Source organism: Pseudomonas sp. S5D5 (genome assembly GCF_003013355.1).
In the GTDB taxonomy this organism is placed as follows: Bacteria; Pseudomonadota; Gammaproteobacteria; order Pseudomonadales; family Pseudomonadaceae; genus Aquipseudomonas; species Aquipseudomonas aylmerensis.
This window is the reverse complement of the sequence record NZ_PTEO01000001.1, coordinates 4,057,222-4,072,639: the sequence shown is the minus strand read 5'-3', so window position 1 is coordinate 4,072,639 and position 15,418 is coordinate 4,057,222. Positions and strand designations below refer to the sequence as shown.

Annotated in this window: 11 protein-coding genes; 9 read left to right on the top strand and 2 right to left on the bottom strand. The window is 64.4% G+C overall.

Features of this window, described 5'->3' with window-relative positions; genetic code table 11:
* Positions 1-386 precede the first annotated feature (386 nt).
* On the top strand, positions 387-1,292 hold the full coding sequence (locus tag C9990_RS18570) for a hypothetical protein (RefSeq protein ID WP_065906266.1): 906 nt from the start codon (positions 387-389) through the stop codon (positions 1,290-1,292).
* Positions 1,293-1,443: 151 nt separating this feature from the next.
* Here the strand turns inward: C9990_RS18570 and C9990_RS18565 are convergent, their stop codons facing one another.
* Complete coding sequence (locus C9990_RS18565) at positions 1,444-2,673, bottom strand: multidrug effflux MFS transporter (RefSeq protein ID WP_106804233.1); 1,230 nt, start codon at positions 2,671-2,673, stop codon at positions 1,444-1,446.
* A gap of 92 nt (positions 2,674-2,765) precedes the next feature.
* On the opposite strand from C9990_RS18565, the gene C9990_RS18560 reads away from it, so the two are divergent.
* The 5 genes from C9990_RS18560 to C9990_RS18540 all read left to right on the top strand — a co-directional run bounded on the left by C9990_RS18560 (position 2,766) and on the right by C9990_RS18540 (position 10,186).
* Positions 2,766-4,187 (top strand): PLP-dependent aminotransferase family protein, encoded by a 1,422-nt coding sequence (locus C9990_RS18560; RefSeq protein WP_106804232.1) that lies wholly within the window; start codon positions 2,766-2,768, stop codon positions 4,185-4,187.
* Between the two features lie 26 nt (positions 4,188-4,213).
* Positions 4,214-4,552, top strand: coding sequence for a hypothetical protein (locus tag C9990_RS18555; RefSeq protein ID WP_065906272.1), 339 nt, complete (start codon positions 4,214-4,216; stop codon positions 4,550-4,552).
* A gap of 96 nt (positions 4,553-4,648) precedes the next feature.
* On the top strand, positions 4,649-5,878 hold the full coding sequence (locus tag C9990_RS18550; protein ID WP_106804231.1) for a TolC family protein: 1,230 nt from the start codon (positions 4,649-4,651) through the stop codon (positions 5,876-5,878).
* Positions 5,871-7,085 (top strand): efflux RND transporter periplasmic adaptor subunit, encoded by a 1,215-nt coding sequence (locus C9990_RS18545; RefSeq protein WP_106804230.1) that lies wholly within the window; start codon positions 5,871-5,873, stop codon positions 7,083-7,085. Before C9990_RS18550 ends, C9990_RS18545 begins: the two co-directional genes overlap by 8 nt.
* Positions 7,082-10,186, top strand: coding sequence for an efflux RND transporter permease subunit (locus tag C9990_RS18540; protein WP_106804229.1), 3,105 nt, complete (start codon positions 7,082-7,084; stop codon positions 10,184-10,186). The genes C9990_RS18545 and C9990_RS18540 overlap by 4 nt, the downstream gene beginning before the upstream one ends.
* A 244-nt stretch (positions 10,187-10,430) precedes the next feature.
* Here C9990_RS18540 and C9990_RS18530 read toward each other — a convergent pair whose 3' ends face one another.
* The gene (locus C9990_RS18530; protein WP_065906283.1) at positions 10,431-11,339 is read right to left on the bottom strand and encodes a MurR/RpiR family transcriptional regulator; all 909 of its coding nucleotides are present in this window, start codon (positions 11,337-11,339) and stop codon (positions 10,431-10,433) included.
* A 284-nt stretch (positions 11,340-11,623) separates the two neighbouring features.
* Between C9990_RS18530 and iolC the strand changes: the two genes are divergently transcribed.
* From iolC to iolB, 3 genes are all read left to right on the top strand, one after another.
* Positions 11,624-13,561, top strand: a complete 1,938-nt coding sequence (gene iolC / locus C9990_RS18525) for a 5-dehydro-2-deoxygluconokinase (protein ID WP_106804228.1) — start codon at positions 11,624-11,626, stop codon at positions 13,559-13,561.
* A 161-nt stretch (positions 13,562-13,722) separates the two neighbouring features.
* Positions 13,723-14,616, top strand: a complete 894-nt coding sequence (gene iolE, locus C9990_RS18520) for a myo-inosose-2 dehydratase (protein WP_106804227.1) — start codon at positions 13,723-13,725, stop codon at positions 14,614-14,616.
* The gene (gene iolB / locus C9990_RS18515) at positions 14,613-15,401 is read left to right on the top strand and encodes a 5-deoxy-glucuronate isomerase (RefSeq protein WP_106804226.1); all 789 of its coding nucleotides are present in this window, start codon (positions 14,613-14,615) and stop codon (positions 15,399-15,401) included. Before iolE ends, iolB begins: the two co-directional genes overlap by 4 nt.
* Positions 15,402-15,418 lie beyond the last annotated feature (17 nt).

The window sequence follows — 15,418 nt, the reverse complement described above, 5'->3', positions numbered from 1 at the left end:
CAGAAGTGGGAGCATTTTGCCAATAAATGGCTGAACGCTTCCTAAATAAAACGTCATGTTGGCAAAACTGACAAAAATTTCATCACTTGGCATGCGATCCGGCAGGCGCCGGCTTGCTGGCGATAGGGGTGTGTCCGTCAGCGCTTTGGGCGCCGGGAATCGCGCTATCGCTGGCAAGCCGGCGCCTACAGGTGAGTGTTCAGCCTGGGATTGCATAACGCCCGCCTTGTTCGGTCATTTCTTGCAAGTTGCATGGTTCAAATTAGTTCAATTTAGTTAACTTGTTGAAATATAAGGATTTTAAATTTTCGAGCGACTGGCACGCTGCCTGCACTGTCCCTTTTGAGAGTTGTAACACTATTTTTCCTGCCGGGAGCAAAACAACAATGATCACATCCTCATCCACGCTGCAAGAGTCGAGCGCGCTCTCCGGGGTTTCCTGGGGGGCGATTTTTGCCGGGGCCGCAGCCGCGGCTGCACTGTCACTGATTCTGGTACTGCTGGGTTTCGGCCTGGGCTTTTCGGCGGTGTCGCCGTGGGCCGATAGCGGCATCAGCGCCAAGGGGCTTGGCATTTCCACCATTATCTGGCTGGCGTTTACCCAGATCGTCGCCTCCGGACTGGGCGGTTACATCGCCGGCCGGTTGCGCGTGAAATGGGCCAATATGCACGGCGATGAGGTGTATTTTCGCGACACCGCCCATGGCTTCCTGGCCTGGGCCGTGGCCACGTTGATTACCGCGACCCTGGTGGTCGGCTCGGTCAGCAGCGTGGTCAGCGGTGGCGTGCAAGCGGGTGCCAGTGTGGCGTCCGGTGCTGCCAGCGGTGTCACCCAGGCCGCCGGCAGTGCGGCCAAAGGTGCCAACGGCCAGGACTTCGGCTACTACGTCGACAGCCTGTTCCGTGACGACCGCCCAGCCGCCGTCAGTGATGACGCGGTCCACGGCGTGGTTGCGCGCATCTTTGCCCGCACCCTGAGCAACGACGGCCAACTGGCCCCTGAAGACCGTGCCTACCTGGCCCAGTTGATCAGCCAGCGCACCAACCTCAGCCAGGCTGACGCCGAGGCGCGTATCGACAAGGTCTACGGTGACGCCCGTAAAGCCCTCGAAGACGCCAAGCTCAAAGCCAAGCAAGCCGCTGACACCGCCGCCAAGGTCGCTGCCTGGACGTCGCTGTGGATGTTCGTGGCCCTGCTGATCGGTGCGTTTTTCGCCAGCTTCGCTGCAACCTTCGGCGGTCGTCGCCGGGATGCGGTGGTGTATGTCGAAACTGAACACTTCGTTCGTTAATTCAAGGAGAACAACATGCGCTCATTACTGCTTTGGTTCCTCGGTGTGCCTATTCCGGTGATCATCCTGATCGCGATCTTTATGCACTGATTGCCGTCTTAATCGGTAAACGTGGGAGCGGGCTTGTTGGCGAATGCGCGGTGTCAGTGACTCATGAGTTGACTGACACAACGTTTTCGCCGGCAAGCCCGCTCCCACGTTTGTTTGTGCGCAGGGCCAGCCAACTGGTCAGCAGCAAGCCGCTCGCCAGCGCGGTCATGATCACCAGGGGCCGCGAGGTGCCGTTGGACAGCAGGCCGGTAACCCAGCTGCTCAGCGCCGTCAGGAACATCTGGGTAAAGAAGAACAGGCCAGACGCCGTCCCGGCGATTGCGCCGTAGGGCTGCAGCACCGACAGCTGGCACGCCGGAATCACCATCCCCACCGACACCATGATCACCACCATCGGCAGCACAATCGCCAGCCATTGCTGCGGCAACGCCAGGGTGGCGAGTGCGAGCAGCAGGCTGCCCAGCACATTCAGGGCAATCGCCGCGTTGATCAGGCGATCCGGTTCGAATCGCTGCACCAGCCGACGGAACAGGTTGGCACCGAGCATGTAGCCACTGATGGTGGCGGCGAACACCAGCGCATAGGCGGTCGCCGTCAGGTGAAAACCACGCTGCAGCAGCGCCGACGACTCGCTGATGAAGGGGAAATAGGTGCTGTACACGCAGCCGATCGCCAGGGAATAGCGCAGGAAGTAGCGATCGCGCAGCAGTTGGGCATAAATCCGCAGCAGGTTGCTCGGCGGCGCGGCGGCCACCTCCGGCGGGCGGGTTTCGGGCAGGCGGCGATACACCACCAGGTACAGCACCGCGCCGATGAGGCCGAGCAGCACGAATAGCCCGCGCCAATTCACCAGCGGCAACAGCAGGCTGCCCAGCACCGGCGCGGCCATTGGCGAGACGGCCATGGCCATGGAGATCAGGCCCAGCAGCCGCGCCTGTTCATGGCGGTCGAAGTAGTCGCGCACGATCACCCGGCCAATGACCGTGGTGCAGCACCCGCCCAGGGCCTGGAACAACCGGGCAATGATCAGCACGCCGAGGCTGTCGGCCAGCGCACACGCGACGGTGGCGACCACGTACGTGAACAAGCCCGCCAGCAACACCGGGCGGCGGCCGAAGCGATCCGTCAGCGGACCGCTGACCAGCAGGGAAATCGCCGAGCCAAGGGTGTACAGGGTGAGGATCAGCTGCAGCTGGCTGTCGCGGGTGTGGAAATAGTCGGCCATGGCGGGCAGGGCCGGCAGGTGCATGTCGAGGGTGATGCGGGGCAGGCCGATCAGCACGGTGAGCAGCACCAGCCAGAACCTGAAGGAGAGGGCGCTTTGGGTCATGGCACGCTTCTTTGCAATGAGTAGAGCCCGAACTCTAGCGGCTTTGTGGTTTAATCCTGTGGGCCATTTATGCCTGGAAAGAGTGGACCACTATGAGCCGAGGAAAAGCTGCTTCCGCCCTGGACCTGCCCCGTCCCGATGGCCTCGATGCCAGCAAGCAACAAGGTGCCTACGCGGCGTTGCGGGGTGCGATCCTCAATCGGCAGTTGCCGGCAGGCAGCCGCTTGCCGTCCACTCGCAGCCTGGCCGAGCGCTGGCAGGTGTCGCGTGGCACCCTGGAAGCGGCATTCGAGCGCCTGCACAGCGAAGGCTATGTGCAGCGGGTGGCCGGCTCCGGCACGCGGGTCTGCGCGGTGATCCCCGAACAATTCATGGCCGCGCCGACGGTGACGCAGGCGCCGCGTCGCGCCGTGGTGCCGGATCAGCCGGACGCCGGCGTGCAGAGCCACGTGCCTTTTGTCGCGCGGCGGCCGGACGCGAGCCTGTTCGACCTGAAAACCTGGGCCCGCTGTATTTCCCGTGGGCTGCTGTCTGTGGGCCCCGGCGTGCTTGAAGCCGCGCACCCTGCGGGCCTGCCGCAGCTGCGCGCGCAGATCGCCGATTACCTGCGCAGCTACCGTGGCCTGCAGTGCGAGGCCGACGAGGTGATCGTCACCACCGGCATTCGCCATGCGCTCGACCTGATCGCCCGCACGCTGCTCAAGCCCGGCGACACCGCCTGTGTCGAGGATCCTGGCTACCCGCCGGCGCGCCGCCTGTTCAGCCTGGCAGGTGCGCATATCCACGCGGTGCCGGTGAACGCCGAAGGCCTGGACACCGACCAACTCCCCGACACGGCGCGCCTGGCCTATGTGACCCCGGCGCACCAGGCCCCGCTGGGCATGACCCTGTCGGTGTCGCGCCGCCTGGCGCTGCTGGACTGGGCCGCCCGTGCCGAGGCGTGGGTGGTCGAAGACGATTACGACAGCGAGTACAACTACAACGCCGCGCCGCTGGCCGCGCTCAAGTCCCTGGACTCCAGCGACCGGGTGATCTACTGCGGCAGCTTCAACAAGAACCTGTTCCCCGGCCTGCGCGTGGGCTTCATGGTGGTGCCCAAGGCGCTGCGTCCAGCGCTGCTGCGCACGCTGCAACTCACCGGGCATTCGGTGGGGGCAGGCGATCAGTCGGGGTTGGTGGAGTTCCTCGGCAGCGGCGCGTTCGTGCGTCACCTGCGGGCGTCGCGCCAGGCTTACCAGGCGCGGCGCGATGCGCTGTTGGAATGCCTGGGCGGGCAGTTCAGGGTCAGCGGCCAGCAGGCGGGCCTGCACTTTGTACTGTGGTTGCCGGCGGGGGTCGAAGAGCCAGATTTCTGCACCCGTGCCGCCGCTGTCGGCCTGACCTTGCAGCCCCTGGGCACGTTCTGCCGGGACGCGCGCCTGCCGCCGGCGGTGATCATCGGCTACACCGCGTTGACCCTCGCGCAGATCCGCTTCCATGGCCGCGCGTTGGCGAAATTGTTAATGGCGGCTTAACGCCCGCTTGGCTAGACTCGCGCCCCATGAGCCGCCTTCTGCGTTTGATCCTGGTCCTGCTGTTAAGCCTCACGCTTCCCCTGACCGGGATGGCGGGCGTGCCGTCGAGCACCGAGCCTTGCCCGATGAAGATGGCGGACATGCCGATGATGACCGACATGACCCCTGACTGCTGCCAGGACGGCGTGGATCATGGCAAGGCCTGCAAGCCCGGCCAGGAATGCAAGACCGGCGGCCTGTTGCAACTGTCGGTGCCGCTGCTCAAGGCGCCTGTGACCCTGGCGTCGGCGCAGCTTTTCAGCACCACCTCGGACTTTATCCCCGACCGCACGCCGTCCGGCGTCTGGCGCCCACCCCGCTACTGATTCCTGTTGCACCTGAAGTCTCATCCCGCCTTCGGGATGGCCTTGCTGTGCGCCGCATAACCCGGCGCGCAGTGGAACAGAACAGGAATCTTCAGCATGAATTCCCTCTACATGCGCGCCCTGGCGTTGGGCGTGCTGGCGTGGCCGCTGCTGGCGTCCGCGCTGACCCTGGATGACGCCCTGCGCCTGGCGCAAACCACTGCGCCGTCGCTCGCGGCCGAGTCGGCCAAGCTGCAGGCGGCGACGCAGGCGGCGATTCCGGCCGGTGAATTGCCCGACCCGAAACTCGTCGTAGGCCTGCAAAACTTCCCCATCGGCGGGCCCGATCGCGGCACGTTGTATGGCGATGACATGACCGAGCAAATGGTCGGTATCCAGCAACAGGTGCCCAGCCGTGACAAGCGCAAGGCGCGGGTCGAACTGGCCGACGCCACCGTGGCGCGCACAGCGGCCGAAGGGCGCGTCGAGCGCCTCAATGTGCGCCAGGCCACTGCCCAGGCGTGGATTCGCGCTTATGCGGTGGAGCGCAAGGACGCCTTGTTCCAGGACTTCTACCGACAGAATCGCCTGCTGCACGACAGCGTCCGCGCCCAGTTGGCCGGCGGCCGTGGCCAGCCCTCGGATGCTGTCATCCCGCGCCAGGAGGCGGCTGAACTGGCCGAGCGCGAGGACGCGTTGACCGAACAGCGCGCCCAGGCCCGCGCCGCCCTCAAGCGCTGGATCGGTGCAGCGGCGAGCGAAGCCCCCAGCGGGCAATGGCCGAATTGGCCACTCGCCCATCCCTACAACCTGCACCAGCACCCCGAACTGCAAGCCTTTGCGCCGCGCACCCGCGAGGCCGAGGCGCGGCTGCGCGAAGCCAAGGCGCAAAAGACCTCGGACTGGAGTTGGGAAGTGGATTACCAGCATCGCGGTCGCGAGTACGGCGACATGGTCAGCCTGCAATTGAGCTTCGACCTGCCGATTTTCCCCGGCCGCCGGCAAAACCCCGGGATTGCCGCCCGGCAGGCCGAGCTGGACCAACTGGATGCCGAACGCGAAGCCGCCACCCGCGAACACACCCAGGTGCTCGACGACGACCTGGCCACCTATCAGCGCCTCGACCGCGCCGTGCAGCGTAGCCAGGACGCCCTGGTGCCGCTGGCCGAGGAGAAGGTCGCCTTGAGCCTGGCCGGCTATCGCGCCGGCAAGACCGAGTTGATGGCGCTGGTCAGTGCCCGTCGCGAACTGGTCGGCGCGCGTTTCAAGCAGATCGATGCCATCGAACAGCGTGCCCTGGTGGGTGCGCAGTTGTATTTTGCCTATGGGGAACCCGCCAATGATTAATCGATTGCTCGCTGTGGTGCTGCTGGCCGCAGGTGTGGGGGCGGGCTATTGGCTGGCGCAGAAACCTGCCGCAGCCCTGCCGGATAAAGCCGCGCTGTACTGGTATGACCCGATGTACCCGCAGCAGAAATTCGACAAGCCCGGCAAGTCGCCCTTCATGGACATGCAGCTGGTGCCGCGCTACGCCGAGAGCACCGCCGACAACCATGCCGTGCAGATTGACCCGCGGGTGGCACAGAACCTCGGTGTGCGCCTGGCTACGGTGAGTCGGGGCGTGCTCACGCCGACGCTGGAGCTGTCCGCCATCCTCGGGTTCAACGAGCGTGACGTGGCCGTGGTGCAGGCGCGCGCGGCGGGTTTTGTCGAGCGCGTTTACGCCCGCGCGCCGGGTGATGTACTCCAGGCCGGCGCGCCGTTGGCGGATCTGCTGATACCCGAGTGGGCGGCTGCCCAGGAGGAGTTCCTGGCCGTACGCCGCAGCGGTGATGCCAGCTGGTTGGCCGCTGCGCGCCAGCGCCTGCGCCTGAGCGGCATGCCGGCCGACGTGATCACGCGCATGGAACGCAGCGGCCGGGTGCAATCGGTGTTGACCATCACCAGCCCGTTGGCCGGTGCGTTGCAGACCCTGGACGTGCGCGCGGGCATGACGGTTGCGGCCGGGCAGACCCTGGCACGCATCAACGGCGTGGACCCGGTCTGGCTGCAAGTCGCGGTGCCGCAGGCCCAGGCGGCTGGAGTGGCGGTGGGACAGACCGTGCAGAGTCGATTTGTCGGGTGGCCCGGCAAGACCTTCAACGGCAGCGTCAGCGCGATCCTGCCAGCCACCGCCGCAGACAGCCGTACCGTGCAGGTGCGCGTCGAGCTGCGCAACCCCGACGGCGCCTTGCGCCCAGGCATGACTGCGCAGGTGCGCCTGGCGCAATCTTCCACCCAATCGGTATTGCGCGTGCCGAGCGAGGCGCTGATCCGCACCGGCAAGCGCGTGTTGGTGATGCTGGCCGAGGAGGGCGGGCACTATCGACCGGTCGAGGTCGAGGTCGGCACAGAAAGCCAGGACCAGAGCGTCATCATCAGCGGATTGCAGGAAGGCCAGCAGGTGGTCGCTTCCGGTCAATTCCTGCTGGATTCCGAGGCCAGCTTGCACGGGATAAGTGCCCCCTCGTCCGGCCCTTCTGACATGAGCCTGCAACCGGGGAGCCAGCCATGATCGCGCGGTTGATTCGCTGGTCGGTGGCCAACCGTTTCCTGGTCCTGCTCGCCACGCTGTTTGTCACCGCGTGGGGCCTGTGGGCGGTGCAGAACACGCCGGTGGATGCGCTGCCGGACCTCTCGGATGTGCAGGTGATCATCCGCACGCCGTACCCGGGCCAGGCGCCGCAGATCGTCGAAAACCAGGTCACCTACCCGATGACCACGACGATGCTTTCGGTGCCGGGTGCGAGGACCGTGCGCGGCTTTTCGTTTTTCGGCGACAGCTACGTGTATGTGTTGTTTGACGAAGGCACCGACCTGTACTGGGCGCGCACGCGGGTGCTGGAATATCTCAGCCAATTGCAGGCACGCTTGCCGGCGTCGGCCAAGCCCGCGTTGGGCCCGGACGCCACCGGCGTGGGGTGGATCTACCAGTACGCGCTGGTGGATCGCAGCGGTCGGCACGACCTGGCACAACTGCGCGCGCTGCAGGACTGGTTCCTCAAGTTCGAACTCAAGACCCTGCCCAATGTGGCGGAAGTCGCGACCATCGGCGGCCAGGTCAAGCAATACCAGGTGCAGCTCGACCCGTTGGCCCTGGCCAATCGCGGCATCACCCAGGCACAGGTTACGGAGGCGATCGGCAAGGCCAACCAGGAAACCGGCGGTTCGGTGCTGAACATGGGCGAGTCCGAATACATGGTGCGCGCCTCCGGTTACCTGAAAAGGCTGGCGGACTTTCGCGCGATTCCGTTGCGCCTGGGCACCGACAACGTACCGGTGACCCTCGGCGACGTGGCGAGCATTCAACTCGGCCCGGACCTGCGCCGCGGCGTCAGTGAACTGGACGGCGAGGGTGAAGCCGTGGGCGGCGTGGTGATCCTGCGCAGCGGCAAGAATGCCCGCGCAGCCATCGCCGCCGTCAAGACCAAGCTGGAGCAACTGAAAAGCAGCCTGCCGCCCGGTGTGGAGATCGTCACCACGTACGACCGCAGCAAATTGATCGACCGCGCCGTGGACAACCTCAGCCACAAGCTGCTGGAGGAGTTCCTGGTGGTGGCGCTGGTGTGCGGGATATTCCTCTGGCACCTGCGCTCGTCGCTGGTGGCGATCATCTCGCTGCCGGTGGGGGTATTGATCGCTTTTATCGTCATGCAGGTGCAGGGAATCAACGCCAACATCATGTCCCTGGGCGGCATTGCGATTGCCATTGGTGCGATGGTGGATGCGGCGGTGGTGATGATCGAGAACGCCCACAAGAAGATCGAGGCCTGGCACCACGCCCATCCCGGACGGGTGCTCAAGGGCGAGGAGCATTGGCAGGTCATGACCGAGGCCGCCGTGGAGGTCGGGCCGGCGCTGTTTTTCTGCCTGCTGATCATCACGTTGTCGTTTATCCCGGTGTTCACCCTGCAAGCCCAGGAAGGTCGCCTGTTCGGCCCGCTGGCCTACACCAAGACCTACGCCATGGCGGCGGCGGCCGGGTTGTCGGTGACCTTGATCCCGGTGCTGATGGGCTACTGGATTCGCGGGCGCATTCCCGATGAACAGCGCAACCCGCTCAATCGCGGGCTGATCAAGCTCTACCAACCGGCCCTCGATGCAGTGCTGCACCGGCCGCGACTGACCCTGTTGGTGGCTTTGCTGGTGGTGGCCAGTGCGTTGTGGCCGCTGTCGAGGCTTGGCGGCGAATTCCTGCCGCCGCTGGATGAAGGCGACCTGCTCTACATGCCCTCGGCCCTGCCGGGGTTGTCGACGCAAACCGCTGGCGAGCTGCTGCAACGCACCGACCGCCTGATCAAGAGTGTGCCCGAGGTCGCCCATGTGTTCGGCAAGGCCGGACGCGCCGAAACCGCTACCGACCCGGCACCCCTGGAGATGTTCGAGACCATCATCGAGTTCAAGCCCAGGGATCAATGGCGCCCCGGCATGACTCCGGACGCACTGGTCAAGGAGCTGGACCGCGTGGTGCAGGTGCCGGGGCTGACCAATATCTGGATTGCGCCGATCCGCAACCGCATCGACATGCTCGCCACCGGGGTCAAAAGCCCGATTGGCGTCAAGGTCGCGGGCACCAGCCTGATGCAGATCGATACGGTGACCCAGGCGGTGGAGAAGGTCGCGAAAACGCTGCCCGGCGTCAGTTCGGCACTGGCTGAGCGCTTGACCGGCGGGCGCTATATCGACGTGGACATCGACCGCGTGGCTGCGGCGCAATATGGGCTGAACATCGCGGATGTGCAGGCGATCGTGTCCGGCGCAGTGGGCGGCGAGACCATCGGCGAAACCGTGGAAGGCCTGGCGCGCTTCCCGATCAGCCTGCGCTATCCGAAGGCATGGCGTGACTCGCTGGAGGCGCTGCGCAACCTGCCGATCTACACGCCGTTGGGCAGCCAGATCACGCTCGGCAGTGTCGCGCAGGTCAAGGTGAGCGATGGCCCGCCGATGCTCAAGAGCGAGAACGCGCGGCCTTCGGGCTGGGTCTACATCGACGTGCGTGACCGCGACCTGGCGTCGGTGGTCAAGGACCTGCGTGCGGCAATCGACCAGCAGGTGCAACTACAGCCGGGGATGAGCCTGAGCTACTCGGGGCAGTTCGAATTCCTCGAGCGCGCCAACCAACGCCTGAAACTGGTGGTGCCGGCCACGCTGCTGATCATCTTCGTGTTGCTATACCTGACGTTCCGGCGGGTCGACGAGGCGCTCCTGATCATCGCCACCTTGCCCTTCGCGCTGACCGGCGGCGTATGGTTGCTGTATGCGCTGGGCTACAACCTCTCGGTGGCTACCGGGGTCGGGTTTATCGCGCTGGCGGGGGTGTCGGCGGAGTTTGGCGTGATCATGCTGCTGTACCTGAAAAACGCCTGGGCCGAGCGCCAGGACCATGACCTGCTGGCCGCGATCACCGAAGGCGCGGTCATGCGCGTGCGCCCCAAGGCCATGACTGTGGCGGTCATCATCGCCGGGCTATTGCCGATTCTGCTCGGCGGCGGCACCGGCAGCGAAGTCATGAGCCGCATCGCCGCGCCGATGATCGGCGGCATGCTCACTGCGCCGTTGCTCTCGCTGTTTGTCATTCCTGCGGCGTACCGCCTGATGCGCCGAAATCAGCGATAAGCACACCCACTATGGCTGCGGAGCGCTGGCCGGTTGTGGGAATCGGTTTTTGTGGCGAGCGGGCTTGCCCCGCGTTGGGCTGCGTAGCAGCCCCAAAACGGATCACCAAGGTATATACCTGGCACACCGCATTCTGCTTGATAAGGGCTGCTACGCAGCCCAACGCGGGGCAAGCCCGCTCGCCACAACAGGCCCGCTCACCACGACAAGCCCGGTTTCCAGCACAATCCCCGTGCCGTTGGGATCAGTCATCAAACCCGACCTGCTCGTGGATCTCATCCACCTTCAATTCCAACCGGTACGCCACTGCAATAAACAAGGCCTGGCACAGGCACAGGGTGGCGCTCAACGAGCGGAACGCAAACGACGACCCCTCATTCACCAACAGTACCGCGTTCGCTCGCTTGGCCAGCGGCGACAGGTTGCTGTCGGTGATGATCAGGGTCTTGGCCTGGTGATGCTGGGCAATGCGCAGGCAGTGCTGGGTCTCTTTGCCGTAGGGCGTGAAGCTGATCGCAATCACCAGGTCATTGGCGCGCACGCTGCGCATCTGCTCGCGGTAACTGCCGCCCAGCCCGGAGATCAAGTGGATGCGCTTGTTGGTGTGCTGCAGGTTGTAGACCAGGTAGTCGGCGACCGCAAAGGAGCGGCGCACGCCAACCACGTAGATATTGTCGGCGTTGACCACCAGGTCCACGGCCTTCTCGAAGGCCGTGTCATCCAGCTCCAGACCCAGGCGCTCGATGCCCGACAGCGTGGCATTCACGCATTCACGCGCCAGGTCGCCGCCGCTGGCCTTCTGCGACTTGTTGGCGATCATGCTGCGGATGCGCTGCTGGTAGTTCTGCACCGGCGTGGTCTTGTGGGTGTAGGCCTCGCGAAACAGCGCCTGCATCTCACTGAACCCGCTGAAGCCGAAACGCTGGGAAAAGCGCACGATGGCCGACGGATGCACTTCGCATTCACGGGCGATATCACTGATGCGGTCGACCATGATCCGGTCGCTCTGCTGGCTCATGTAGCTGGCGATGCGCTTGAGCTGGCGCGGCAGGCTTTCGTATTCGTCGGTGATCAGCTGCAACAGGCGTTCGGCATTGATCGGAGGGCTGGCGATGGTTCCTTCCAGGGTGGTCTCGGGATCGGTGCGGGACATGGGCAATCCTTCTGGCGTGTTCTTCTGATGCGCTGATGGGTGGCGCAAGTCTACAGGGTAGGCGCAAAAAAATACCCCGGCATCACGGCCCCGGTGGCCTGCTGAAACGATGCACGGGGGCTGGCGTGCCCCTATGCTGGCGTATTGGAAAAAATATTCCACTAAAAATAATTATGGAATAAATATTGATTGCGGCCGCCGGACGTTCTAGTCTGCTCCCACCAAGAGCGTTTGCCGTCGCCACGGCGGCACAACGCAGGCTGATAAAAATAACAGGAGCCAGCATGGGCCAGACTCGTTTTGCCAGTGGGCGTCAATTGGATCTGATTTGCCTCGGGCGCCTGGGCGTCGACCTCTATGCACAGCAAGTCGGTGCACGGCTTGAGGACGTGTCCAGCTTTGCCAAATACCTCGGCGGTTCCTCCGCCAACATCGCCTTCGGCACTGCCAGGCTTGGGCTCAAGTCAGCGATGCTGAGCCGGGTCGGGGACGACCACATGGGCCGCTTCCTGGTGGAATCCCTGGCCCGCGAGGGCTGCGATGTCAGCGGCATCAAGGTCGACCCGGAGCGCCTCACCGCCCTGGTGCTGCTCGGCCTCAAGGACCGCGAAACCTTCCCCCTGGTGTTCTACCGCGAAAATTGCGCCGACATGGCGTTGCGTGCCGAAGACATCAACGAAGCCTTTATCGCCTCCAGCAAGGCCCTGCTGATTACCGGTACGCATTTCTCCACCGACGGCGTCTACAAGGCCAGCATCCAGGCCCTCGACTACGCGGCCAAGCACAACGTCAAGCGCGTGCTGGATATCGACTACCGCCCGGTGCTGTGGGGCCTGGCGGGCAAGGCCGATGGCGAGACCCGGTTTGTCGCCGACCAGAATGTCAGCCAGCACGTGCAGAAAATCCTGCCGCGTTTTGACCTGATCGTCGGCACCGAAGAAGAATTCCTCATCGCCGGCGGCAGTGAAGACCTGCTCACGGCATTGCGTACTGTACGTGAACTGACCCCGGCGACCCTGGTGGTCAAGCTCGGTCCGCAGGGTTGCACGGTGATCCACGGCGCCATCCCCGCGCGCCTGGAGGACGGTGAGATTTACCCCGGCGTGCGTGTTGAAGTGCTCAACGTGCTCGGCGCCGGCGATGCCTTTATGTCCGGCTTCCTCAGCGGTTGGCTGAAGGATGCCAGCGATGAACGCTGCAGCCAGTTGGCCAATGCCTGCGGTGGCCTGGTGGTGTCCCGGCACGCCTGCGCCCCGGCAATGCCGACCCCGGCGGAGCTGGAATACCTGTTCAACAGCCCGGTGCCGATTACCCGCCCGGACCAGGACGTGACCCTGCAACGCCTGCACCGTGTCAGCGTGCCGCGCAAGACCTGGAAGCAACTGTTCGTGTTTGCCTTCGACCACCGCTGGCAACTGGTGGACCTGGCGCAACGCGGTGGCCAGGACCCGAGCCGGATCAGTGACATCAAGCAGCTGTTTATCCAGGCCATTGAACGCGTGGAACACAAGCTTGCCGAGCAAGGTATCGAGGCCGATGTGGGCCTGCTGGCCGACCAGCGCTTCGGCCAGGACGCGCTCAACGCCGCCAGCGGCCGGGGCTGGTGGATCGCACGCCCGGTGGAAGTGCAGAACTCGCGCCCGCTGGCGTTCGAGCACGGCCGTTCGGTCGGCAGCAACCTGATCGCCTGGCCGCAGGAACAGATCATCAAGTGCCTGGTGCAATTCCACCCCGACGACGAGCCGCTGCTGCGCCTGGAACAGGAGGCGCAACTCAAGGCGGTGTACGAGGCCTCGCTGGTCAGTGGGCATGAACTGCTGCTGGAAGTCATCCCGCCCAAGGATCACCCGTCCACGTACCCGGATGTGCTCTACCGCAGCCTCAAGCGTTTGTACAACCTGGGGATCTACCCGGCGTGGTGGAAGATCGAGGCGCAGTCGGCCGCGACCTGGAAAAAGCTCGACGAACTGATCCTGGAGCGCGACCCGTACTGCCGTGGCGTGGTGCTGCTGGGCCTGAACGCATCGGCCGAGTTTCTCGCCGATGGCTTCCAGCAAGCCAGCCACAGCACCACCTGCCGGGGTTTCGCCGTGGGGCGCACGATCTTCCAGGAGCCAAGCCGCGCGTGGATGGCGGGGGAGATCGACGATGAAACGCTGATCCAACAAGTGCAGGCCACCTTCGAACAACTGATCAACGCCTGGCGCAGTGCCAGGGGCTGAACCCAGCCGCCCATTTGAAATGCAGTCCAATGTGGGGGCTGGCTGGCCTGCGAAGGCATCACCTCGGTGTATTTGAAGGCCCGAGTTGCCCGTATCGCCGGCAAGCCAGCTCCCACATAAAGCAGATCTCAGTGATACCTGAAAATAATAAAGGTGCAGCCATGCCCGCAATCCGAATTGGCATCAACCCGATCTCCTGGAGTAACGACGACCTGCCGGCCCTGGGCGGAGAAACGCCCCTGTGCACCGCCTTGAGCGAAGGCAAGGACATCGGCTACGAAGGTTTTGAACTCAACGGCAAATTCCCCAAGGATGCCAAGGGCGTTGGCGATGTGCTGCGCCCCTACGACCTGGCGCTGGTCTCCGGCTGGTACTCCAGCCGCCTGGCCCGCCGCTCGGTGGCTGAAGAAATCGAAGCCATCGCCGGGCATGTCGAGTTGCTCAAACTCAATGGCGCCAAGGTGCTGGTGTACGGTGAAGTCGCCGACTCGATCCAGGGCTCACGCATCCGCCTGATCGAACGCCCGCGTTTTCACAGCGAGCAGGCCTGGCAGGACTATGCCGACAAACTCACCGAGCTGGCACGCTTTACCCTGTCCCAGGGCGTGCGCCTGGCCTACCACCATCATATGGGCGCCTACGTCGAGTCCCCGGAAGACATCGACCAATTGATGCAACGCACCGGCCCGGAAGTCGGCCTGTTGTTCGATTCGGGGCACTGCTACATGGGCGGCGGCGAACCCCTCGAGGTGCTGCGCAAGCACATCGACCGCGTCTGCCACGTGCACTTCAAGGATGTGCGCAAACCCGTGGTGCAACTGGCGCGTAACCAGATGTGGAGCTTCCCCGACTGCATCGTCAACGGCACCTTCACTGTGCCCGGCGACGGTGATATCGACTTCGCGCCGTTGCTCGATGAGCTGCTGGCCGCGAAGTACGAGGGCTGGCTGGTGGTGGAGGCCGAGCAGGACCCGGCCGTGGCGCCCAGCTATATCTATGCGAAAAAGGGTTACGACACCTTGCGCGCACTTCTGAGCGAGAGGACTGCACCATGAGCTTGCTGGTCAAAAGCAGTAAACGCGGACAAACCATGGTTGCCCTGGAAGAGGGCCGCCTGGAGTACGTGGGCTTTGCCGCCTACCGCCTGAGCCTGGGCGAAAACCTGCCGGTCACCGCCGGCGACCAGGAGTTGTGCCTGGTGCTGCTCAGCGGGCGGGTGAACATTGAAGGCGAGGGCTTCAGCTGGCAGAACCTCGGCGATCGCCAGTCGGTGTTCGAAGACAAATCCCCGTTCGCCGCCTACCTGCCGCCGGGCACCGACGCCCAGGTCACCGCCCTGAGCGATGTACAGATTGCGGTGTGCGCCGCGCCGGGTGCCAGCGGCTACACCCCGCGCCTGATCCGGCCTGAAGACTGCAAGCGCAGCGTGCGCGGCAAGGCTGCCAATACTCGCTATGTGTGCGACATCCTGCCCGACAGCGAGCCGGCCCATTCGCTGCTGGTGGTGGAAGTGCGCACGCCGTCCGGGCACTCGTCGAGCTACCCGCCGCACAAGCACGACACCGATGACCTGCCGCACCAGAGCTTCCTGGAAGAAACCTACTACCACCAGATCAACCCGCCCCAGGGCTTTGTGTTCCAGCGCGTGTACACCGACGATCGCAGCATCGACCAGGCCATGGCCGTGGAAAACAGCGACCTGGTGGTGGTGCCCAAGGGGTATCACCCGGTCAGCGTGCCGTACGGCTATGAATCCTATTACCTGAACGTGATGGCCGGCCCCAAGCGCGCCTGGCATTTCCATAACGACCCGCAGCACAGCTGGCTGCTGGATCTCTAATCGGTTTGAGCGGAGAA